The following is a 22,200-nucleotide window of genomic DNA, read 5'->3' as shown; positions in this document are numbered from 1 at the left end:
CGGCACGTACCGGCCCGCGGCTCCCACGGGTGCCGCGGGCCGGTCACGTATCGCACTCCAGCACCGCCTTGCACAGCCCGCAGCGCGCCCGTACGTATCCGCGTACCGGCACCCGGATCCGCTGGTGGCAGACGGGGCACGGGAACGACACCCGCATCGGGGGCCCGGCCTCGAAGGCGTAGCCGTCGACGGGGGCGGCGGTCGTCGTCAGCCCGCCGTCCGCCGCGCGCAGGAACAGCTCCTGCGCCCGCCTGCGGTCCCGGGTGTACCGGTGCCGGCCCAGCCGGCCGCCGGCCGTCAGCGGCGGGCGGGCGGCGTCCCGGCGGGCCAGGTCCATGCCGGCGGTGTACGCCTCGTACGCCTGCGGGCTGGTGAACCAGACCTCCGGGTTCTCGCCGAAGGCCAGAGCGCGCTTGGCGACGACGTAGCCGAACTCCTCCGGCGTCAGATAGCCGAACCGCTGCGAGGCGCCGCCGCCCTCCCGGAAGGCGTCCAGCAGCAGCCAGCCCGCGCCGAGGTAGGCGGTCGCGGTGTCGGTGAGGATCTCGTTCTCCGCGGTCTGGGGGAAGGACAGGCCGAGGCGGTCCAGATAGACGTGCATCACCTCGTGCGCCAGCGCCCCGCCGATGTCCCTGCGGTGCTCGCGGAAGCGCGGGTTCAGCTCGACGAAGTACTCCGGGCCCGCGGCCAGCTCCACGACCGCGGCCTCCGGCATCTCCCGGAAGCCGACGATCACCCGCGCGTCCGGCAGCCGCAGATGCTGCACCAGCGCGTGCGCCACGCGCTGGACGCCGAGGTGCAGATCCTCGTCGGCGGCCAGGGCGACGTCGGCCGGGGGGACGCTGACGGGGAAGTCGGCGTGGAGGAGGTCGGCGGTGAGCCGCCGGTAGAGCGCCGTCAGGGCCGACCGCACGGTCCGCAGATGCGGAAAGCCGTGCACGACCTCGCTCGCGCTGTTCACCGGCGACCCCCAGGGTCCGACTCCAGCCCACTGTACGGGCCCCGCGCCGCGCCGCCCGGCGCGACGTATCGTGACGCGCATGAGTCCGAACATCGCCACCAACACCCGGGTCGACCTCGCCGGGCTGCTCGACTTCGTACGGCCCAGGCACCGGGCCCTGCTGCTCACCCGGCGGGCCGACGGCTCGCCGCAGGCGTCGCCGCTGACCTGCGGCGTGGACGACGCGGGGCGGATCGTCGTGTCCACGTACCCGGAACGGGCCAAGACCCGCAACGCGCGGCGCGACCCGCGGGTCGGGATCGTGGTGCTCTCCGACGAGTGGGACGGGCCGTGGGTGCAGGTCGACGGCGCGGCGGAGGTGATCGACGCGACGGCGGACGTGGAGCCGTTCGTGGAGTACTTCCGCAACATCGCGGGCGAGCACCCGGACTGGGACGAGTACCGCGAGGCCATGGTGCGGCAGGGGAAGTCGCTGATCCGGATCACGCCGGAGCGGTGGGGCCCCGTGGCCACCGGGGGCTTCCCGGCACGGCTGTCGGAGGGGGCGTAGCCCCGCGGGTCACGGCGGCGGGGCGAGCAGCGGCTCGCCGCCGGGCTCGACCAGCTCCAGCAGCAGCACCTCGTTGACGCCCGAGCGGAGCACCGGTCCCGGGACGTACAGCGACTCCTGCGGTCCCGCGGCCCAGTAGCGGCCCAGGCAGAAGCCGTTCACCCACGCCCAGCCCCGGCCCCAGCCGGGCAGCGCCAGCGCCGCGTCGCCCGGTTCCGTGATCCGTGCCGACGCCCGGTACAGCCCCGTGCCGCCCTCGTCCGGCGGGCCGTACGGGAGCGCCGCCACCGCCTCTGTGTCGTCGAAGGCGTCGAGGCGCAGCCCCCGGGCCCGTACGCCGTGCACGTACTGGCGCTCGTGCAGCAGCCCGCCGGTGATCCCCTTCTGCTCTCCCAGCCGCGGGCCGTAGTTGACCCGGCCCAGCGACTCCACCCACACCTCGACCTCGGCCGGCCCGGCGACGTCCCCGAGCGGCGCCTCCTCCCCGGCCAGCGCGATCCGCCGCTCGCCGGCCGCGTCCCGCACGTACGCAAGCGCCACGTCCCGCAGCCCGGTGACCAGCAGCGGGTACGGGCGCCTCGGGCCCGGGATGCGGAAGAGGTAGCGGACAAGACCGCGGTCGACGTCCAGCTCCTCGAACGTCGGCGGCACCCCGTGCTCCCGCTCCCGGCCGCCCAGCGCCGCCAGCACCCGCGCCGCGGGGACGTGCCCGTCGACCGGCGCCGGCACGGCCGCGGGGAGGGCCGGGGGCGGGGGCGGCGGCTCGGGGAGAGGGCCGGCCGCGTACCGGGCCAGCACCTCGCGGAACGCCTCGAACTTCGGCGTGGCCCGGCCGTACTCGTCGACCGGCGCGCCGTAGTCGTACGACGTGACGTCCGGCTGCAGCGCCCCGCGGTGCAGGTCGCCCGCGCGGTTGGCGCCCGCCCGGCCGCCGAAGCTGGTGCCGCCGTGCGCCATGTAGAAGTTCACCGACGCGCCGCAGTCGAGGATCTCCGTCAGCACCGCCACCGCGTCCGCCGGCTCCCGTACGACGTGCTCCGCACCCCAGTGGTCGAACCAGCCGCACCAGAACTCCGCGCACATCAGCGGCCCGTCAGGCCGGTGCCGGCGCAGCGTCGCGAACGCCTCCCGGGCACCGGAGCCGAAGGTGAGCGCCGCCGGCACGCCGGGCAGCGAGCCGGCGGTGAGCATGTGGTCCTCGGGCCCGTCCGCCGTGAAGAGCGGCACGGTCACGCCGCGGGCCCGCAGCCCGTCGGCGAGGTGGCGCAGATAGGCGCGGTCGCTCCCGTACGAGCCGTACTCGTTCTCCACCTGCACCATCAGCACCGGACCGCCCCGCGTCACCTGGCGGGCGGCGACCTGCGGCAGCGCGGCGTCGAACCAGTCGTCCACGGCGGCCAGGAACTCCGGGTCGCGGGTGCGCACCCGCACGCCCAGCGGGCCCGTCAGCCAGTGCGGCAGCCCGCCGTTCTCCCACTCGGCGCAGATGTACGGACCCGGGCGGACGATCACCCACAGCCCCGCGGCCTGCGCGGCGTCGATGAAGCGGCCGGCCGCCGCCACGTCCTCGTAGCGGCCGGGGTGCGGCTCGTGCAGGTTCCACGGGATGTACGCCTCGACGCAGTTCAGGCCCATCGCGCGGAGCATCGCGAGGCGGTGGCCCCATTGCGCCTCGTGCACCCGGAAGTAGTGCATGGCCCCGGACAGCAGCCGCACCGGCCTCCCGTCGAGAAGAAAACTGTCGCCTTCCACCGTGAACTCAGGCACCGATTCCCGCCGTTCGTCGCCGATTGCCGGGCAAATACTCTCGCCCCCTGGCCACCCGCCCGTCCATGGACAAAGATCGACGGTGCTTGGACTCGGCGCTCGGTCCCGGTGTCCGGATCCGGCGGCGGCGATGCAAGGAGGGCGGGAGATGAGCCACCACACGTGGATGCGCTACTTCACCCCCGGCCCGGTGCACCGCAAGCTCGGCCTGGTCTGCCTGGGAGTCGGGCTGCAGTACGGCCACCTGCCGGTCGTGGGGCCGCGCACGCTCGATCACCACGTCGCCGTCGTCATCAGCAGCGGCCGCGGCTGGTTCCGGAACGGCGAAGGACCGGTGCTGGACGTCGCGGCGCCCGCGCTCCTCTGGCTCACCCCGGGCGCCGTCCACCACTACGGGCCCGACCCCGCGACCGGCTGGGACGAGGCGTTCGTCGACTTCACCGGGTCCGCCGTGGCCGCGTACACCGAGCTGGGCTACGTCCAGCCGGAGCGGCCCGTGGTGCCGCTCAGCGACGCCACCGGGCCGCGCACCGTCGTCACCCGCATCGCCCGCGCCGCCCGCCGCGGCAACCCGATGCTGGAGGTCGAGACGTCCGCCGCCGTGCACGACCTGCTCGTGGCGCTGCGCCGGTCGCGCGCGGACATGGCCCCGGACGGCGACCCGGTGCTGCCGGCGCTGGCCCGCGACGCCTTCCTGCCGCTCTCCGTCGCCGAGCACGCGGCGCGGCACGGGATGACGACGGCGGAGCTGCGCTCCGCGGTGCGGCGGGCGGCGGGGTGCAGCCCGAAGGACTACCTGCTGGGGATACGGCTCGGGCGGGCGAAGGAACTGCTGGCCGCCACGGAGCTGCCGATCGCGGCGGTCGCCCGGCGGGTGGGATACGACGACCCGGCGTACTTCTCGCGGCTGTTCACCCGCCGGGTGGGGGTGGCGCCGGTGCGCTTCCGCGACCAGCAGGGCCGCACGGCACCGGGCGGCTGGAGCGACCGCGCGCCGGACACGGGGGACCCGCCGGTGGCCGAACGGACCCCGCGGGGCCGGGGCCCCGGGTAGCCGGCCGGTGGGTGGGCGGGCACGCCCCGCGGTCACGGGCGTACGGGCCGGGTGCCGCGGTACGGCGTCGCGGGCGGCGCCGGTCAGCCGGGGCGTACCAGGCGGGTGTCGTACGCGAAGATCACCGCCTGCACACGGTCGCGGGCGCCGGTCTTGCCGAGGATCCGGCCGATGTGCGTCTTGACCGTCGACTCGGCGAGGTGCATCCGCTCCGCGATCTCGCCGTTCGTCCAGCCCAGCGCGACGGCCCGCAGCACCTCGCGCTCCCGGTCGGTGAGCACGGCGAGCCGCGGGTCGGGCCCCGCGGGCTCGCTGCGGGCGGGCAGCAGGTGCGCGTAGCGCTCGATGAGCCGGCGGGTCAGCGCCGGGGCGACCACGGCCTCGCCGGAGGCCACCGCCCGGATCCCGGCGAGCAGTTCGTCGGGCAGCGCGTCCTTGACGAGGAACCCGCTGGCGCCGGCGCGCAGCCCGGCGAAGGCGTACTCGTCGAGGTCGAACGTCGTCAGGATCAGCACGCGGGTGCGGCCGCCGGCGGCGGTGATGCGGCGGGTGGCCTCGATGCCGTCGAGGCCGGGCATGCGGACGTCCATCAGGACGACGTCGGGCCGCAGCTCCGCGGCCAGCCGCACCGCCTCCGCGCCGCCGCCGGCCTCGCCGGCGACGGCCATGTCCCCCTGGCTCTCCAGCAGCATCCGGAAGCCGAACCGCTGGAGAGCGTGGTCGTCGACGATGAGCACGCTGGTCACGGAGTCGCCTCCGGCGGGGGACCGGGCACGGGCGGCCTCCCGGCAGGGGGCGGGCCGCCGGCAGCGGGCGAGGACTCCCGCGGGGGCGCGGAAGAGGAAACGTGCGAAGCCGCGGGGGGAGAGGAGGCGCCCGCGCGCGGGGTCCCGGCAGCGGGTGTGTGAGGAGACCCGGGCGAGGGGGCGGCGAGGTGCGAAGGGCCGGGTGCGGACGGGGACGCGCCGGCGGTCGCGGGTTCGGCCACCGGCGGCAGCGTGGCGTACACGCGCCAGCCGCCCGCGGCGGGGCCCGCGTCGAGGGTGCCTCCATAGACGGCGGCGCGCTCGCGCATGCCCGCGATGCCCCGGCCGCCGTGACCGCGCCCTTCGTCACCGCTGCCCGGGGCCCACACGCCCGCGGACCCTTCCCGGGCGGGGGACCCGCCTCCGGTCCCGGCTCCCGGCACGGTCCCTGCCCCGGCCAGGGGCCCGCTCCCGTCACCCGCTTCCCCCGGCACGTGTGCGCGCCCGTTCCGGCCCTGGGCTTCGCCGTCCCGTCCGGCGGGCGCCCCCGTGTCCGTCACCTCGATCTCCACCCCGCCCGTCCCGCAGTCCAGACGCACCGCGGCCGTCGCACCCGCGCCCGCGTGCTTGAGCGTGTTCGTCAGCGCCTCCTGCACGATCCGGTAGACGGTCAACTGCCGCCCCTCCGAGAGCGTTCCCGAGTCCCCGCGCACCGTACAGCGCACCGGCAGCCCCGCTTCCCGTACCCGCTGCAGCAGCGGGTCCAGCTCGGCCAGCCCCGGCTGCGGCGCCAGGTGCGCGGGCCCGGCACCGGCGTCCTGCTCGTGCAGGACGCCCAGGAGGCGGCGCAACTCGCCCAGTGCCTGCCGGCCGGTGGTGGAGATCGCCTCCAGCGCCTGCGCGGGCCGCTCCGCGGCGCGGTCGGCGGGGCCGCCCGTGCCGCCCGCCGCCGGGCCACCGCGGCGGGCCGCGTACGCGCCGCCGTCCGCGAGGCCGACGATCACCGAGAGGTTGTGCGCCACGATATCGTGCATCTCGCGTGCGATCCGGGCGCGTTCGGCCGCGGCGGCGAGTCGCGCCCGCTGGTCGCGCTCGACCTCCAGCCGGTCGGCCCGGTCCAGCAGGGAGGCGATGTAGTCGCGCCGGGTGCGTACGGTGATGCCGCTCATCACGATGGTCGCGGCGATGGCGATCACCGGCAGATACGTGCGGACGAAGTCCTCCGGCGGCTCGCGCAGCGTCTCCGCGCCGATGTCCACCGCCAGGATCGCGGCTACCCAGAGCAGCCGTGACAGCGGCAGCCGAAGTGCGACGTTGTGCAGGGCGACGCCGAGCGCGATCACGGAGGCGAGCGCCAGGTGGTACGCGTCGTGGACGAAGGTCAGCGCGGCGGCCGCGCAGAACGTCGCGAACGGGTAGCGCCGGCGCCACGGCATCGCCGCCACCATGCCCGCCCAGATCAGCCACGGCACGGTCGGCGTCATCGACGCCAGCGCGGCGGGGTCCGCACCGGGCTGGTCCCGGGAGTCGCCGCGCCAGTCGCCGAGGGTGAGTTGGACGAGGCCCGGGAAGGCGACGAGGCCGGTCAGCACCGCGTCCCACACGGCCGGACGGCGGGCGTCGAAACGCCGTAAACGCTGCGCGGCGGCGTGGAGGCGCTGCGTGGGCGGGGGCGCGGGCACCGGATCCGCTCCCGTGCCCCGCCCCGCCGCCGTGCCCCCGTCCGCGCCGGGCCCTTCCGCTTGCCGCGCTGTCGCTTCCCGTGTCATCCCGCCACCGTCCCCCCGGCCGTTGCCGCCACTCGCAGGGGCGTCGTCGCCACCCGCGCCTCTTGCCCCATTCACGCCATCCCCCGCCCTCACCGCCCCGGCGGGACGCTCCGCCCGCCCGGCCCCGCCGGCCGGACGACGCATCGCCGCGCACCCGCCGCCCGCCCTCGGCCCATGGTGGCCCAGCGGCACTCAGACGTCATGGCGCCTGAGCCGCAGCGCCGCCCCGGCCAGCCCGGCCGCCGCCCAGACGGCCATGGTGACGAGCGCGGTGCCGATCGACGGTAGGTCCGGAGCCGGGTGGGCGGCCATCAGCGGCTCCATGGCGGCCAGCGGGGTGTACGCCACGGCGTCCTCCACCCAGTCGTACGGCAGCAGCGGCGCCACGCTCGGTACCACCATCAGCACCGCCACGAACGCCCCGATGGACGCCGGTACGCCGCGCAGCAGCGCCCCGACCGCCACTCCGAGCACGGCGATCAGCGCCGCCCCCGCGGCCGTGGTGACCAGGGCCCGCCCCACCCCGGGGTCGCCGAGGCCGGCGGCGATGGGGGTGCCGGCGAGGAACGCCTGCGCCAGCGGGAACGTCACCAGCGCCGTCGCCAGCGTCAGGACGAAGCTCACCGTGCCGAAGACGACCGCCTTTGCCCACAGCACCGGCAGCCGCCGCGGCACCGCCGACATCGTGGTACGCACCATCCCCGTGGACCACTCGCCGGCGGTGGTGAGGATGCCCAGCACGGCCAGGATCAGCAGGCCGAAGTTGAGGCCCAGGAGGCTGACCTCGACGGGGTCCTGGGGACCGTCGCCGCCGCCGTCGGTGTAGCTGGCGCCGATGGCGAGGCCGATGCCGGCGGCCAGCACGGCGACGGCGGCCAGCGAATACCAGGTCGAGCGGAGCGACCACAGCTTCGACCACTCCGCGCGCAGCACCCGCGGGTACGTCACGCGGTAGCCGCCACCGGCGGCGGCGTGCGTGCGGCCCGTGCCGGGTGCGGTCAGGGGCGGGGTACTCATGCGGCGATCTCCTCCTTCCGCCCCGCGGCGGGTCCGTGGTACTCGACGGCGTCCCTGGTCAGCTCCATGAACGCCTCCTCCAGCGACACCCGGTGCGGCGTCAGTTCGAAGAGCGGGACGCCGTGCGCGGCCGCCGTCAGGCCGATGTCCTCGGCGCGGACGCCGCGGACCCGCAGCTCGTCCGGTCCGTCGGAGGCGACCTCCACGCCCGGGCCGGCCAGCAACTCCCGCAACCGGCCCGCCTGCGGGGATCGCAGCGACACCTCGTCGCGCCCGGCGGCCCGTACGAACTCCGTCACCGTCGTGTCCGCGAGCAGCCGCCCGCGGCCGACGATGACCAGGTGCTCCGCGGTGAGCGCCATCTCGCTCATCAGATGCGACGAGACGAACACCGTGCGGCCCTCCGCCGCCAGCTCCTTGAGCAGGTTGCGGATCCACAGGACACCCTCGGGATCGAGACCGTTGACCGGTTCGTCGAGTACGACGGCCGCCGGGTCGGCCAGCAGCGCGGCGGCGATGCCGAGGCGCTGCCCCATGCCCAGCGAGAACCCGCCGGCGCGCCTGCGCGCCACCCCGGCCAGCCCGACCGCCTCGATCACCTCCTCCACCCGCGCCCGCGGGATGCCGTGGGTCAGGGCGAGCGCGAGCAGATGCTTGTACGCGCTGCGCCCGGTGTGGACGGACCGCGCCTCCAGCAGTGCCCCGACCTCGGCGAGGGGCGCGGGATGCCGGGCGTACGGGCGGCCGTTGACGGTGACGGAGCCGCTCGTCGGCGCGTCCAGGCCCACGATGAGGCGCATCGTGGTGGACTTGCCGGCGCCGTTGGGCCCGAGGAAGCCCGTCACGGTTCCCGGGCGCACGGTGAAGGTCAGGTCGTCGACGGCGGTTTTTTCGCCGTACCGCTTGGTGAGCCCGCGTACTTCGATCGTCATACCCGCGACGCTAGGCGGCGCGGCCGGGCAGAACGTCCGACCACGGCCCGCATCCGCGCGGGCTCGTAGTACCACGGGAGGACCCCGCCAGGGCCCCGGGCACACCCCAGCCGCTCAGCGGGGCCGCGCCGCCCGCACGCTCAGCACGGCTTCTCCTCCGGGGCCGGTCCTCCGGCCGGCTCCCCGGCCGCCGTTCCGGCCGCCGGTGCCGCACCGACCGCCGGCGTGCCCGCCTCCGTACCGCCCGAGGCGACGACGCGCGGGTCGCGGCGCACGCCCCGGCGGCGCGACACCGCCACGCCGGCCAGGCACAGGGCGCCGCCCAGCAGCGTCGGCACCTCCGGCACCTCGCCCAGTGCCGCCCAGGACATGAGCACCACGAGCGCCGGCACCGCGTACGTCGTGGCGCCCATCTTCCCCGCCGTGGTCCGCGCCAGTGCGTACGCCCACGTCGTGAAGGCCAGCGCCGTCGGGAAGATGCCGAGATAGACCACGTTGGCCGTCGCGGAGAGCGGCGCGTCGCCTATCTGCCCCGCCAACTGCCCGGCGAACGGCAGGCACAGCACCGCGCCCGTCATGCAGCCGTACGCCGTGACCTGGAGCGGCGAGGCGTGCGCCAGGGCCGGCTTCTGGCTGACGACCCCGCTCGCGTACGTCGCCGCGGCCAGCAGGCACAGCAGCACCCCGCCGAGCGAGGAACTGCCCCCGTCGGACATCGATATCCCCACCACCACGGCGCCCGCGAAGGACACGCCGAGGCCCGCCAGCAGCATCCGCGGGAAGCCCTCCTTCAGCAGCCAGCCGCTGAGCAGCGCCACGAGCATCGGCCCCACGTTCACGACCATCGCGGCCGTGCCCGCGTCGACCAACTGCTCGCCCCAGTTGAGCGCCACCATGTACACCCCGAACCAGAGCGTGCCCGACACGGCGATGCCCGGCCACGCCCCCCGCGGCGGCAGCCCCTCGCGGCGCACGAGCAGGAGCAGCGCCAGCGCCGCCGAGCCCGCCAGCAGCCGGCCGAGCGCCAGCGCGCCGGGGCTGAAGTGCTCGCCCGTGTCCCGGATGGAGACGAACGCCGACGCCCACAGCACCACCGTCACCGCCGCCGCGGCCATCGCCCGCCGGTCCGCCCCCGCCTGCACGTTTGCCATGCCCAGGAAGGTAACAGGCGGCACTGACAACCGGCCCGCCCCTGTTACGGTGGCGGCATGACCGACCACTCCACGTCCCCGTCGGCCATGGACGGCCTCTCCGAATCCGATGTACGCGCCGAGCTCGACCGGCTCCGCGACAGCATCGACAACATCGACGCGGCCGTCGTGCACATGCTCGCCGAACGCTTCAAATGCACCCAGCAGGTCGGCCGCCTCAAGGCCGCCCACCACCTGCCCCCCGCCGACCCCGCCCGCGAGGCCCGCCAGATCATCCGCCTCCGCGAGCTGGCGGAGAGCGCCAAGCTGGACCCGGCGTTCGCGGAGAAACTTCTCAACTTCATCATCGCCGAGGTCATCCGGCACCACGAGACCATCGCCAACTCCGCCGCCCCGGAATCCCCCTCCGCCCCCTGACGAAACGGCTCCGGAGCCCGGTCCCGCACGTGGGCAAGAGGACGGCGCAGCACGCGCGGTGGGCGGGCGGGCCGCGCGCTCCCCGCCCGTCTCCTACGCCCCGCCGCCCGCGTCGTACGCCGCGAAGGTCCGCTCCGGCAGCAGCCAGCCCTCCTCGTGGAAGATCCGCGTCCCCGCCTCCCGCACCCCGGCGTCGGCGCCCGCGCGGGCGACCCAGTCGCGGGGTGCCGGGCCCAGGAGGTCCCGCAGCCGGGAGGAGGCGGCGAGGAGGCGGGTGAGGAGGGCGGGTTGGTCCAGCGCCTGGGGGAGGGGACGGCCGCGGCCGTCGGAGAGGATGCCGCGGACGTTGTAGTAGACGTACGTGTCCGGCAGCAGACCGCCGCCGGGCAGCCGCACCGGGAACTCCGCGGCCGGCAGCAGGGCGCGCCCGTAGTTCGGCATCTCCGTGCCGTCGACGGCCCGCAGTTGCCCGTCGTCCAGCCACGTCACCCACAGCCCCGCTTCGGCGCCCGCCTCGGCGTACGGGGCGGCCGCGACGTACCCCGGCGCGCTGATGTGCCCCGAGACGCCCACGCCGAGGCCCCCGGCGGTGACCGGGGAGACCGGCACGACGGCGGGCAGCCCCAGGTGCGTGAGCTTGTGCCGCACCTGCCCCGGCGCCGCGTTGGACCCCAGCGCCAGCACCGGGACCCGCGCCGCCACCGGCGGCTGCCCGAGCGCCGCCAGCGCCTCGTCCAGCCCTGTGCCCGTACCGCCGTCCGCGACCCGCCACCGCCCCACCCCGCCCGGCGCGGGCCGCAGCGGCAGCAGCCGGTCGCCGGCGAGCAGCGAGGGACCGGGCACGGGCGGCCCCGGATACGCCAGCGGCTCCAGCAGGGGTACGGTCGCGAGGCCCAGCGCCTCCAGCGTTCTGTCCGGCACGCCCGGCAGCGTAGCCCCGCCACCGCGGCCGGGACGCGAGCCCGCGGGCCGACCCCGCCCGGGTGTCGTCGTACCCGCAGGTCGTGAGGCAGCATAAGGCCCATGCCCGCACTCACCCGCGCCGAGGCGCAGCTCCGCGCCGACCTGCTGGACGTCCGCCACTACGCCGTCGACCTCGACCTGACGCGCGGTGAGGAGGTCTTCGGCTCCAGCACCGTCATCACCTTCGCCGCCCGCACGGCGGCGGAGACGTTCGTCGAGATCCGGCCCGCCGAGCTGGTACGTGCCACGCTCGACGGCCGGGACCTGGACACCGGCGCGCTCGACGACAACCGGCTCGCGCTGCAACTCGCCGAGGGCGAGCACGAACTGCGCGTCGAGGCCGTCATGAGCTATTCGCGCACCGGCGAGGGCATGCACCGCTTCACGGACCCCGCCGACGGTGAGACGTACGTCTACAGCCAGCTCTTCCTGGACGACGTGCAGCGCGCCTTCGCCGCGTTCGACCAGCCCGACCTCAAGGCCGTCTTCGACGTCTCCGTCACCGCGCCCGCGGGATGGACCGTGCTCGGCAACGGCATCGCCCACCAGGAAGCGGACGCGGGCCCCGGCGCGGAGCCCGCAGCCGGCGTGCGGTGGCGGCTGACGACCACCCCGCCGCTGGCCACCTACCTCGTCGCCGTCGCCGCAGGACCCTGGCACTCCGTCCACACCGAGCACGCCGGGCTGCCCTTCGGCCTGCACTGCCGCCGCTCCCTCGCCGCCCATCTCGACGCCGACGCCGAGGAACTGTTCGACGTCACCCGGCGCTGCTTCGACCGCTACCACGAGCGGTTCGCCGAGCCGTACCCCTTCGACTCCTACGACCAGGCGTTCGTCCCGGAGTTCAACGCCAACGCCATGGAGAACCCGGGCCTGGTCACCTTCCGCGACGAGTTCGTCTACCGCTCCGCCGTCACCGACACCGAGCGCCAGACCCGCGCCATGGTCATCGCGCACGAGATGGCACACATGTGGTTCGGCGACCTGGTGACGCTGCGCTGGTGGGACGACATCTGGCTGAACGAGTCCTTCGCCGAGTACATGGGCTACCAGATCCTCGCCGAGGCCACCCGCTTCACCGGCACCTGGACCGACTTCGCGATCGCCCGCAAGAGCTGGGGCTACGACGCCGATCAGCGGCCCTCCACGCACCCCGTCGCCCCGCCGCGCGTCTCCGACAGCGCCTCCGCGCTGCAGAACTTCGACGGCATCTCGTACGCGAAGGGCGCCTCCGCGCTGCGCCAACTCGTCGCCTGGATGGGCGAGAAGGACTTCTTCGCCGGGCTCGACGACTACTTCTCCCGGCACCGCTTCGGCAACGCCACCCTCGCCGACTTCATCGCGTCCATGGACCGCGCCTCCGACCGCGACGTGCCCGAGTGGGCTGACGCCTGGCTCCGCACCACCGGCGTCGACACGTTCCGTCCCGAGACCTGGCAGGGCGCGGACGACGTGTGGGTGCTGGAGGTCGAGCACGCCGGGCGCCGCCCGCACCGGCTGGACGTCGGCCTCTACGACGAGGTCCCCGGCGAGCCGGGCCGGATGGTGCTGCGCGAGAGGGCGGCGCAGGAGTTCGCCGCGGACCTCGGGCTGAAGTCCGCGTCCGCGGAGGGCCGGGCGCCCGACCTCGTGCTCGTCAACGACGGCGACCTCACGTACGCCAAGATCCGGCTGGACGAGGGCTCCTGGGAGACCGCGCTGCGCTGCCTGTCCGGCATCCCCGACCCGCTCAGCCGCGCCGTGCTGTGGAACGCGGCCCGCGACATGGTCCGCGACGCCGAACTCCCGCCCGCCGACTACCTCCGGGCCGCCGCCGCGCACCTGCCGGCAGAGGACGACCTCGCCGTCGTCCAGGGCGTGCTGGGTTTCGCCCGCGGTCCGGTCGCGGGCGCCTACGTGCCCGACGCGGACCGCCCCGCGGCCCGTGCGACGGTCGCGGAGACCTGCCGCGAACTGCTGCGCCGCACCGACGACGACAACGACCCGGGGCTGCGGCTCGCGGCCGTACGTGCCCTCATCGACTGCGCGGACGAGCCCGACGAGGTACGCGACTGGCTCGCCGCCGGCACCGTCCCCGGCGGCCCCGTGCTCGACCCCGACCTGCGCTGGCGCTGCCTCGTGCGGCTCGCCGTCCTCGGCGCCACGACCCCGGAGCGGATCGAGGCGGAGGTCGCGCGCGACCCCGGCGCGTCCGCGCAGGAGGGCGCGGCGCGGTGCCTCGCCGCGCTGCCGGACGCCGGGGCGAAGGCGGCGGCCTGGGAGTCGATGTACGGGGGCGCGGCCGGTGCCGCCGAGCTTTCCAACTACCTCTTCACCGCCACCGCGCTGGGCTTCTGGCAGCCGGAGCAGCGCGAGGTGCTGGCGCCGTACGTGCCGCGCTGGTTCGCCGAGACGCCGGGGCTCGCCGGGCGCCGCGGCCCGGCCATCGCCGAGGCGGCGGGGCGCTCCGGGTTCCCGCGGGGGTTCGTGGACGCGGAGACCCTGCGGCTCGGCCGGGAGTGCCTGGAGCGGGACGACCTGGTGCCGGCGCTGCGGCGGCGGCTGGCCGACCAACTCGACGACCTGGGCCGGGCGCTGCGCGTGCGCGAGGCGGCGGACGCCGGGACCGCGTAGCGGAACGGGCCGGGCGCGGCTGCCGGAACGGCGTCGCGCCCGGCCCCGTAGCAGATCGTGGAACACGTCCCTCCGCGTCCTGACGCGTTCCCACGTACGGGCGAACTCCCGGGCAGAACGGTGCGTTTCGGAGAAATGGCGGAAGTAGGTTAGGGCCGCCTCACCTCACCACCGGCCCTCCGGGACCGGCGCCCTCAGGAGACTGCATGCCCGCTGCCGCCGAAGCCGCCCTCGCGGGCGGCCCCGCCGGCCCCCGCGCCCTCCGCCCGTACCTCGACACCGTCCTCGCCGCCCTCGGCGACGGCGCCGACCGCCGCCGGGGGCCGCTGCCCGCCGGCGGCCCGGCGGCCGTCGCCGCGCGGGTGCGCGAAGCCGTCCGCCCCGTGCTGCCCGACACCGGCGTCGGCGCGGACGCGGCCCTCGCCGGCCTCGTCCGCCTCCTCGCCGAAGGCGCCGCCGACCCGGCGGACCCGCACTGCGCCGCCCACCTGCACGCCCCGCCGCTCGCCGTCGCCGCCGCGGCGGACCTCGCGGCCGGCGCGCTCAACCCGTCGCTCGACTCCTGGGACCAGGCCCCGGCCGCCGCCGAGCTGGAGGCCGAGGTGGCCGCCGCCGTCGCCGCCGAGGTCCACCCCGGTGCCGCCCGGCCCGACGCGCTGGTCACCACCGGCGGCACGGAGGCCAACCAGCTCGCGCTGCTGCTCGCGCGCGAACTCCTCGGCCCGGGCGTGCAGGTGGTCGCCGGCGCCAGTGCCCACCACAGCGTGCGCCGTGCCGCGTGGCTGCTGGGCATGCGCGCCCCGCACGTCGTGCCGACGCCGCGCGGCGTCTTGGACCCGGCCGCCGTCCGGGACGTGCTCGCGGAGATCCGCGGCCCCGGCGGCGCCCCGGGCCCGGCGCTGGTCGTCGCGACCGCCGGCACCACCGACGCCGGCGCCGTCGACCCGCTGCCGGCGCTCGCCGACGCCGCCGCGGCGCACGGCGCCCGGCTGCATGTGGACGCCGCGTACGGCGGGCTGCTGCTCCTCGCCCCGGCCCGCGCGCACCTCGTCGACGGGCTCGACCGGGCCCACACCGTCGCACTCGACCTGCACAAGCTGGGCTGGCAGCCGATCGCCGCCGGCTTCCTGGCCGTACGCGACGACGCCGACCTGGCGCCGCTCGCGTACACCGCCGACTACCTCAGCGCCGACGACGACACCGACGCGGGACTGCCCGCACTGCTGCACCGCTCGCTGCGCACCACCCGCCGCGCCGACGTCCTCAAGATCGCCGTCACGCTGCGCGCCCTGGGGCGCGCGGGGATCGCGGAGCTGGTGGAGGGGACGTTCACCGCGGCGGCGCACCTCGCCGAGCTGGTCGAGGAGGACCCCGAGCTGGAGCTGTACGCGCCGCCGACGCTGACCACGGTCCTCTTCCGGCCCGCCGGCGCCGACGACGCCGCGGTCGCCGCGCTGCGGCGGCGGCTGCTCGCCGACGGGCACGCGGTGCTCGGCCGCGCCGAGGCGGGCGGGCGGCGCTGGCTGAAGGCCACCCTGCTCAACCCCCATGTGCACCCCGGCGACCTGCGCAACCTGCTGAAGCTCGTCACCGAGGCCCACCGGGCACCGGCCCTTTCGCCCCGGCAGGAACGCGAGAACGGAACCGTCTCCGATGTCCGCTGAGCAGACCGGCCGCCGGCGCCCCCTGGACCTCGCCGGGATCGGCATCGGCCCGTTCAACCTCTCCCTCGCCGCCCTCGCCGCCCGCGTCCGCGGCCTCACCACCGCCTTCTACGAGCGCCGCCCGGAGTTCCGCTGGCACCCCGGGCTGCTCATCGAGGGCACGACCCTCCAAGTGCCCTTCCTCGCCGACCTCGTCACACTCGCCGACCCCACCAGCCCCTTCAGCTTCCTCAACTACCTGCGGGTGCGCGAGCGGCTCTACCCCTTCTACTTCGCGGAGCGCTTCCACGCCCACCGCGCCGAATACGACGCGTACTGCCGCTGGGTGAGCGGGCAGCTTCCCGGCCTGCACTTCGGCCACCAGGTCGAGGACGTCCGCTGGAACGCGGAGAGCGGCCTGTTCGAGGCCGACTTCGCCCAGCTCGACGCCGCCGGCGAGGCCGCCGCGCTGGGCCGCGCGCACGCCCGGCACCTCGTCGTGGGGGTGGGCACCGAGCCGTACGTACCGGAGGCGCTGCGGCCGCTCGTCGGCTCGCCCACGGCCGACGTCGTGCACTCCGCCGACTACCTGCCCCACCGCGCCCGCCTCGCCGCCGCCGGGCATGTCACCGTCGTCGGCGCCGGGCAGTCCGGCGCGGAGGTCTTCCTCGACCTGCTGCGGGCCCGGCCCGCGGGCGCGGAGGGGCTGCACTGGCTGGCCCGCTCCCCGGCGTTCGCGCCCATGGAGTACAGCAAGCTGGGCCTGGAGCAGTTCACGCCCGACTACGCGCACTACTTCCACGGGCTGCCCGAGGAGGTGCGCGACGAACTGCTGCCCCGGCAGTGGCAGTTGTACAAGGGCATCGACGGCGAGACCATCGCCGCCGTGCACGACGAGCTGTACCGCCGCACCCTCGGCGGCGGCTGGCCCGACGTGGTCCTCACCCCCGGCGTCACCGTACGCACCGCCGGGCGCCTCGGCTCGGACCGCATCGAACTGCACCTGGAGCACGCCGCGCAGGGCGCCCGCGAGACGCTGCGCACCGACGCCGTGGTGCTCGCCACCGGCTACCGCGAGCGCCCGCTCGACGGCCTCCTCGCCCCGCTGGAGCCGCTGCTGCAGCGCGACGCCGCGGGCCGCCCGCAGGTCGACGAGCGGCACCGCCTGGTGCTCGGCCCCGAGGTCACGGGCCGGATCTACGTCCAGAACGCCGAGCGGCACACGCACGGCGTCGGCGCGCCCGACCTGGGCCTGGCGGCGCACCGCAGCGCCGTCATCCTCGACGACGTCACCGGCGCGGAGCCGTACCCGCTGCCGAGCCGTACCGCCTTCACCACCTTCGGGCTCCGGCAGGACCGGCGCGCACGGCCCGGGGAACCGGCGCCCCGCATCCCGCGCGCGCCGGACCCTGGCACAGTAAGGGCATGACGAACCCGCCCCCCGCTCCCGCCCCGGCCCCCTACGGCACCCCGGACCAGCCGCGCCTCGCCGTCCGCGGCGAAGCGCGGCTCGAAGTCGACCCGGAGATCGCCCGGATCGCCGTCACCGTCGCCGTCCGCGGCACCGACCGGCGCACCGCGCTGGAGGACCTCACCCGCCGCAACGCCGAGGCGCGCGATCTGATCAGGTCGTACGGCGACGCGGTCGAGAAGCTGGAGACGGGCGCGCTGCTCGTGACCCCGGAACTCGGCCGGCACGGCCGCGGCGAGCGCGTGCGCCGCTACCACGGCCGGGTCCGGCTTGCGGCGACGTTCAGCGACTTCACCGCGCTCGGCGAGCTGAGCACCCGGGCCGCCGACCTCGAACTCACGAGCGTCGAAGGGCCGTGGTGGGCGCTGCGCCCGGACTCGCCGGTGCACCGCGAGGCGCGGCAGCAGGCGGTACGGGAGGCGGTGACGCGGGCCCGCGAGTACGCCGAGGCGGTGGGCGCGGAGCTGACGGCCGTGCTGGAGATCGCCGACGAGGGCGCGGAGCGGCAGGAGGCGTGGCTGGCGACGGAGGCGACCCGCGGCTACGGCGGCCTCGCGGTCCCCGGCGGGGAGGCGGCCCCCGCGCTCGACCTCGAACCCCAGCGACAGACTGTCTACGCACGGGTGAACGCGAGGTTCACCATGTCCCGTCCGCAACTCTGAAAGCGCTCATCAGAGCAGTGGCCCGCACGTTTTATTAGTTGTCAGCTCGATCTCAATAGACCTTCGCTCAAATGTCGTTGGGGAATGGGCAATACCCGGTTCCCTACCTGCCGGTAAGTCATAGAGTCGAATGTATGCGCCGAGCGAAGATTGTCTGCACCCTGGGTCCTGCCACCGACACATACGACCAGATCAAGGGGCTGGTCGAGGCGGGAATGGACGTCGCCAGGTTCAATCTCAGCCATGGCACCTACGCTGAGCACGAGGAGCGTTACGCACGGGTGCGCAAGGCCGCGGACGAAACGGGGCGCAGCGTCGGCGTGCTCGCCGACCTTCAGGGCCCGAAGATCCGCCTCGGCACGTTCCGCGAAGGTCCTGTATTTCTCGAACGGGGCGATGAATTCACCATCAGCGTCGATCCGGTCGAAGGCGACCGCCAGTGCTGCGGTACGACGTACGCCGGGCTGGCCGCCGACGTCGGCCGGGGCGAGCGGATCCTCGTCGACGACGGCCGCGTCACGCTGGAGGTGACCGCCGTGGACGGGCCCCGGGTCCGCACGATGGTCATCGAGGGCGGCATGGTCTCCGACCACAAGGGCCTCAACCTGCCCGGCGTCGCCGTCTCCGTCCCCGCGCTCTCCACCAAGGACCGTGATGACCTGCGCTGGGCGCTGCGCGCGGGCGCGGACATCATCGCGCTGTCCTTCGTCCGCTCCGGGCAGGATGTCCGCGACGTCCACCGGATCATGGACGAGGAGGGTCGGCGGGTCCCCGTGATCGCCAAGGTGGAGAAGCCGCAGGCGGTGGAGAACCTGGAGGGCATCGTCGACGCCTTCGACGGGCTCATGGTGGCCCGCGGGGACCTGGGCGTGGAAATGCCGCTGGAGCAGGTGCCGATGGTGCAGAAGCGGGCGGTGAAGCTGGCCAAGCGGAACGCCAAGCCGGTCATCGTCGCCACGCAGATGCTCGACTCGATGATCGAGGCGTCCCGGCCGACGCGCGCCGAGGCGTCCGACGTGGCCAACGCGGTGATGGACGGCACGGACGCGGTGATGCTCTCCGGTGAGACGAGCGTCGGCAAGTACCCGATCCAGACGGTGCGGACGATGGGCCGGATCGTGCAGGCGGCGGAGGAGGAGATGCTCGCCAAGGGCCTGCCGCCGCTGACCGAGCGCAGCAAGCCGCGCACGCAGGGCGGCGCGGTGGCGCGCGCGGCGGCGGAGATCGGCGACTTCCTCGGGGCGCGCTACCTGGTGGCGTTCACGCAGTCCGGCGACACGGTGCGGCGGCTCTCGCGCTACCGTTCGCCGATCCCGGTGCTGGCGTTCACCCCGGACCCGGCGACGCGCAGCCGGCTCAACCTGACGTGGGGCGTGGAGACGTTCCTCGGCCCGATGGTGCAGACGACCGACGAGATGGTGGCGCAGGTCGACGAGCAGTTGCTGAAGATCGGCCGCTGCCGCAAGGGCGACGTCGTGGTGATCACCGCCGGCAGCCCCCCGGGCATCCCCGGCTCGACCAACCTCGTCCGCGTCCACCACATCGGCGAGGACGACCCGGCGAGCTGACGTACCGCGGGGTCGCCTTCGGCGGGGCGGCCGGGTGGGCAACCAGGGCATCGCTGTACTCGCGGGCTTCCGTGCATGCGGAACACCGCGCCCGGCCGCCGCTGCTCACCGCAGGCGGGCAGCGGTGAGTCTCGCAACTCCCGCTCCCGCCGGCGGAGCCGCGGACCGGGCTGTTCCCCGCCCGCGCCGGGGGAGAGGCGCTCAGTGCGCGGCGGACTCCCAGTCCGGGCCGACGCCCACCGCGACGTCCAGGGGCGCCCGCAGGGACACCGCGCCGGCCATCTCGCGGCGCACCAGCTCCTCCACCCGCTCGCGCTCGCCCGGCGCCACCTCCAGCACGACCTCGTCGTGCACCTGGAGCAGCAGCCGCGTCTCCAGCGACGCCGCCGTCAGCGCCCGGTCCACCCGCAGCATCGCGAGCTTCACGATGTCCGCGGCCGTGCCCTGGATCGGCGCGTTGAGCGCCATCCGCTCGGCCATCTCGCGCCGCTGGCGGTTGTCGCTGTTGAGGTCGGGCAGGTACCGGCGGCGGCCGAACATCGTCTCCGTGTAGCCCGTCGCCCGCGCCTCGTCGACGACGCGGCGCAGATAGTCACGGACGCCGCCGAAGCGCTCGAAGTAGTTCTCCATCAGCTTGCGGGCCTCGGCCGCCTCGATGCCGAGCTGCTGCGAGAGGCCGAACGCGGACAGCCCGTAGGCCAGCCCGTACGACATCGCCTTGATCTTCCGGCGCATCTCGGCGTCGACCTCGGTGCGCGGCACCGCGAAGACCTGTGAGGCGACCGTGTCGTGCAGGTCCTCGCCGGAGGTGAACGCCTCGATCAGGCCCTCGTCCTCCGACAGATGGGCCATCACACGCAGCTCGATCTGGCTGTAGTCGGCGGTGAGCAGCGACTCGTATCCCTCGCCGACGACGAAGCCGCGCCGGATCGCCCGGCCCTCGTCGGTACGGATGGGCACGTTCTGCAGGTTCGGATCCGTGGAGGAGAGCCGTCCGGTGGCGGCGACGGTCTGGCTGAACGTGGTGTGGATCCGGCCGTCCGCCGCGATGGTCTTGATCAGCCCCTCGACCGTGGAGCGCAGCCGGGCCTGCTCGCGGTGGCGCAGCATGATGACCGGCAGCTCGTGGTCGGTCTTGGTGGCGAGCCAGGCCAGCGCGTCGGCGTCCGTCGTGTAGCCCGTCTTGGTCTTCTTCGTCTTCGGCAGGTCCAGCTCGCCGAAGAAGACCTCCTGCAACTGCTTGGGCGAGCCGAGGTTGAACTCGTGGCCCACCGCGTCGTGCGCCTCCCGGACGGCCTGCTGCACCGCGCCGGCGAACTGCTCCTCCATGGCCTCCAGATGGGCCCGATCGACGGCGACGCCGGCCCGCTCCATCCCCGCCAGCACCGCGGAGACCGGCAGCTCCATGTCGCCCAGCAGCTCCGCCGCGCCGACCTGCGCCAGCTTCTCCGACAGCGCCTCGCCGAGGTCCAGGACCGTACGGGCCGTGCGCATCAGCGCGTCCCGCTCGGCCGCCTCCTGGTCGCCCTCCGCGCCGTCGAGGCCCAGCTCCAGTTGCCCGTCGGCCGCCGGGGGCTCCAACTCGCGGCCCAGGTAGGCGATCGAGAGCGCGTCGAGCGCGAACGTCCGCCGGCCGGGGGTGACCAGATAGGCGGCGAGCGCCGTGTCCATCGCCACGCCCTCGACCGTCCAGCCGTGCTCGGCGAAGACGCGCATCGCGCTCTTCGCGTCGTGCACCGTCTTGGCGCTGCCGGGGTCCGCGAGCCAGCCCGCGAACGCCTGCTCGTCCGCGGCGTCCAGCCGGGCCGGGTCGAACCACGCGGCGGGGCCCTCCGCGGTGGCCAGCGCGACCTCGGAGACGCTGCCGACGCCGAGCTGCCAGGTGCCTACGGTGGCCATGCCCAGGGGCGCGGAGCCGTGCTCGGCGAGCCACGGCGCCAGCTCGCCCGTCGCCAGCACCCGGCCGTCGACCTGCACCCCCGGCTCCGGCTCGACCACCGCCTCGGCGGCGCCCGGGTCGGCGTTGAAGAGCCGCTCGCGGAAGTTGGGGTTGCGGAACTCCAGGGCGTCCATGACGACCTGGAGCGCCGTCCTGTCGTACGGCTTGCGCTCCAGTTCCTCGGGCCGGGCGGGCAGCTCGACGGCGCGGTCCAGCTCGGTCAGGCGGCGGTTGAGCTTCACCGCGTCGAGGTGGTCGCGCAGATTCTGTCCGGCCTTGCCCTTGACCTCCTCGGCCCGCTCGGCCAGCTCCGCGAACGACCCGAACTGCCTGATCCACTTGGCCGCGGTCTTCTCGCCGACGCCCGGGATGCCGGGCAGGTTGTCGGAGGGGTCGCCGCGCAGGGCGGCGAAGTCCGGGTACTGCGCGGGGGTCAGGCCGTACCGCTCCTCGACCTTCTCCGGGGTGAAGCGGGTCAGCTCGGAGACGCCCTTGGTGGGATAGAGCACCGTCACATGGTCGGAGACGAGCTGGAAGGAGTCCCGGTCGCCGGTGACGATCAGCACCTCGAACCCGGCCGCCTCGGCCTGCGTGGCCAGCGTGGCGATCACGTCGTCCGCCTCGAAGCCCTCGACGGCGAAGCGCGGCACGTTCATCGCGTCCAGCAGCTCGCCGATGAGCTCGACCTGGCCCTTGAAGTCGTCGGGCGTCGACGACCGGTTCGCCTTGTAGTCAGCGAACTCCGCGGAGCGCCAGGTCTTGCGCGAGACGTCGAAGGCGACGGCCAGATGCGTCGGTGCCTCGTCACGCAACGTGTTCGACAGCATCGACGTGAAGCCGTAGATCGCATTGGTGACCTGCCCGCCGACGGTGGAGAAGTTCTCCGCGGGCAGCGCGAAGAACGCCCTGTATGCCAGGGAATGTCCGTCCAGCAGCATCAGGCGGGGGCTGCTGGGGTTGCGGGGTTTCGATCCGTT

General features: G+C 74.9%; 17 protein-coding genes. 8 read left to right on the top strand and 9 right to left on the bottom strand.

The features are described from left to right. Positions 1 to 43: 43 nt before the first annotated feature. A complete protein-coding gene (locus DMB38_RS06300) occupies positions 44 to 961 on the bottom strand; it encodes a hypothetical protein (protein ID WP_125934302.1) in 918 nt (305 codons plus the stop codon). Between the two features lie 79 nt (positions 962 to 1,040). Between DMB38_RS06300 and DMB38_RS06295 the strand changes: the two genes are divergently transcribed. After that, complete coding sequence (locus tag DMB38_RS06295) at positions 1,041 to 1,511, top strand: PPOX class F420-dependent oxidoreductase (RefSeq protein ID WP_047015199.1); 471 nt, start codon at positions 1,041 to 1,043, stop codon at positions 1,509 to 1,511. Between the two features lie 9 nt (positions 1,512 to 1,520). Here DMB38_RS06295 and DMB38_RS06290 read toward each other — a convergent pair whose 3' ends face one another. Further along, positions 1,521 to 3,278, bottom strand: a complete 1,758-nt coding sequence (locus tag DMB38_RS06290) for a beta-galactosidase family protein (RefSeq protein WP_125934301.1) — start codon at positions 3,276 to 3,278, stop codon at positions 1,521 to 1,523. A 148-nt stretch (positions 3,279 to 3,426) separates the two neighbouring features. On the opposite strand from DMB38_RS06290, the gene DMB38_RS06285 reads away from it, so the two are divergent. Next, a complete protein-coding gene (locus tag DMB38_RS06285) occupies positions 3,427 to 4,332 on the top strand; it encodes a helix-turn-helix domain-containing protein (protein ID WP_125934300.1) in 906 nt (301 codons plus the stop codon). A gap of 83 nt (positions 4,333 to 4,415) precedes the next feature. Here DMB38_RS06285 and DMB38_RS06280 read toward each other — a convergent pair whose 3' ends face one another. The 5 genes from DMB38_RS06280 to DMB38_RS06260 all read right to left on the bottom strand — a co-directional run bounded on the left by DMB38_RS06280 (position 4,416) and on the right by DMB38_RS06260 (position 9,911). After that, positions 4,416 to 5,078 carry a response regulator transcription factor gene (locus DMB38_RS06280; protein ID WP_047015196.1) on the bottom strand — a complete coding sequence of 221 codons (663 nt, stop codon included), beginning with the start codon at positions 5,076 to 5,078 and terminating at the stop codon, positions 4,416 to 4,418. Continuing rightward, entirely contained in the window at positions 5,075 to 6,760 is a 1,686-nt protein-coding gene (locus DMB38_RS06275; protein ID WP_240662001.1) for a histidine kinase, read from the bottom strand. The genes DMB38_RS06280 and DMB38_RS06275 overlap by 4 nt, the downstream gene beginning before the upstream one ends. 279 nt (positions 6,761 to 7,039) lie before the next feature. Beyond that, positions 7,040 to 7,864 (bottom strand): ABC transporter permease, encoded by an 825-nt coding sequence (locus DMB38_RS06270; protein WP_125934299.1) that lies wholly within the window; start codon positions 7,862 to 7,864, stop codon positions 7,040 to 7,042. After that, positions 7,861 to 8,796, bottom strand: a complete 936-nt coding sequence (locus tag DMB38_RS06265) for an ATP-binding cassette domain-containing protein (RefSeq protein WP_125934298.1) — start codon at positions 8,794 to 8,796, stop codon at positions 7,861 to 7,863. The genes DMB38_RS06270 and DMB38_RS06265 overlap by 4 nt, the downstream gene beginning before the upstream one ends. Positions 8,797 to 8,936: 140 nt before the next feature. Further along, positions 8,937 to 9,911: a DMT family transporter gene (locus tag DMB38_RS06260; protein WP_125938847.1), complete on the bottom strand. Its 975-nt coding sequence runs from the start codon at positions 9,909 to 9,911 to the stop codon at positions 8,937 to 8,939. Positions 9,912 to 10,004: 93 nt separating this feature from the next. Between DMB38_RS06260 and DMB38_RS06255 the strand changes: the two genes are divergently transcribed. Further along, a complete protein-coding gene (locus DMB38_RS06255) occupies positions 10,005 to 10,364 on the top strand; it encodes a chorismate mutase (protein WP_125934297.1) in 360 nt (119 codons plus the stop codon). A 93-nt stretch (positions 10,365 to 10,457) separates the two neighbouring features. Here DMB38_RS06255 and DMB38_RS06250 read toward each other — a convergent pair whose 3' ends face one another. Further along, positions 10,458 to 11,285, bottom strand: coding sequence for a hypothetical protein (locus DMB38_RS06250; protein WP_125934296.1), 828 nt, complete (start codon positions 11,283 to 11,285; stop codon positions 10,458 to 10,460). 102 nt (positions 11,286 to 11,387) lie between these two features. Here DMB38_RS06250 and pepN point away from each other — a divergent pair, with 102 nt between their 5' ends. From pepN to pyk, 5 genes are all read left to right on the top strand, one after another. Beyond that, positions 11,388 to 13,940: an aminopeptidase N gene (gene pepN / locus DMB38_RS06245; RefSeq protein ID WP_125934295.1), complete on the top strand. Its 2,553-nt coding sequence runs from the start codon at positions 11,388 to 11,390 to the stop codon at positions 13,938 to 13,940. A 206-nt stretch (positions 13,941 to 14,146) separates the two neighbouring features. Further along, complete coding sequence (locus DMB38_RS06240; protein ID WP_125934294.1) at positions 14,147 to 15,604, top strand: aminotransferase class V-fold PLP-dependent enzyme; 1,458 nt, start codon at positions 14,147 to 14,149, stop codon at positions 15,602 to 15,604. Continuing rightward, a complete protein-coding gene (locus tag DMB38_RS06235; protein ID WP_125934293.1) occupies positions 15,594 to 17,012 on the top strand; it encodes a SidA/IucD/PvdA family monooxygenase in 1,419 nt (472 codons plus the stop codon). Before DMB38_RS06240 ends, DMB38_RS06235 begins: the two co-directional genes overlap by 11 nt. After that, on the top strand, positions 17,009 to 17,716 hold the full coding sequence (locus DMB38_RS06230; RefSeq protein ID WP_125934292.1) for an SIMPL domain-containing protein: 708 nt from the start codon (positions 17,009 to 17,011) through the stop codon (positions 17,714 to 17,716). Before DMB38_RS06235 ends, DMB38_RS06230 begins: the two co-directional genes overlap by 4 nt. A gap of 134 nt (positions 17,717 to 17,850) precedes the next feature. Further along, positions 17,851 to 19,284, top strand: coding sequence for a pyruvate kinase (pyk, locus tag DMB38_RS06225; protein ID WP_125934291.1), 1,434 nt, complete (start codon positions 17,851 to 17,853; stop codon positions 19,282 to 19,284). Between the two features lie 201 nt (positions 19,285 to 19,485). Here pyk and polA read toward each other — a convergent pair whose 3' ends face one another. Further along, positions 19,486 to 22,161 carry a DNA polymerase I gene (polA, locus tag DMB38_RS06220; protein ID WP_125938846.1) on the bottom strand — a complete coding sequence of 892 codons (2,676 nt, stop codon included), beginning with the start codon at positions 22,159 to 22,161 and terminating at the stop codon, positions 19,486 to 19,488. Between the last annotated feature and the right edge of the window lie 39 nt (positions 22,162 to 22,200).

It is taken from the genome of Streptomyces sp. WAC 06738, assembly GCF_003945505.1.
Lineage (GTDB): Bacteria > Actinomycetota > Actinomycetes > Streptomycetales > Streptomycetaceae > Streptomyces.
This window is presented reverse-complemented; position numbering and strand designations above follow the sequence as displayed.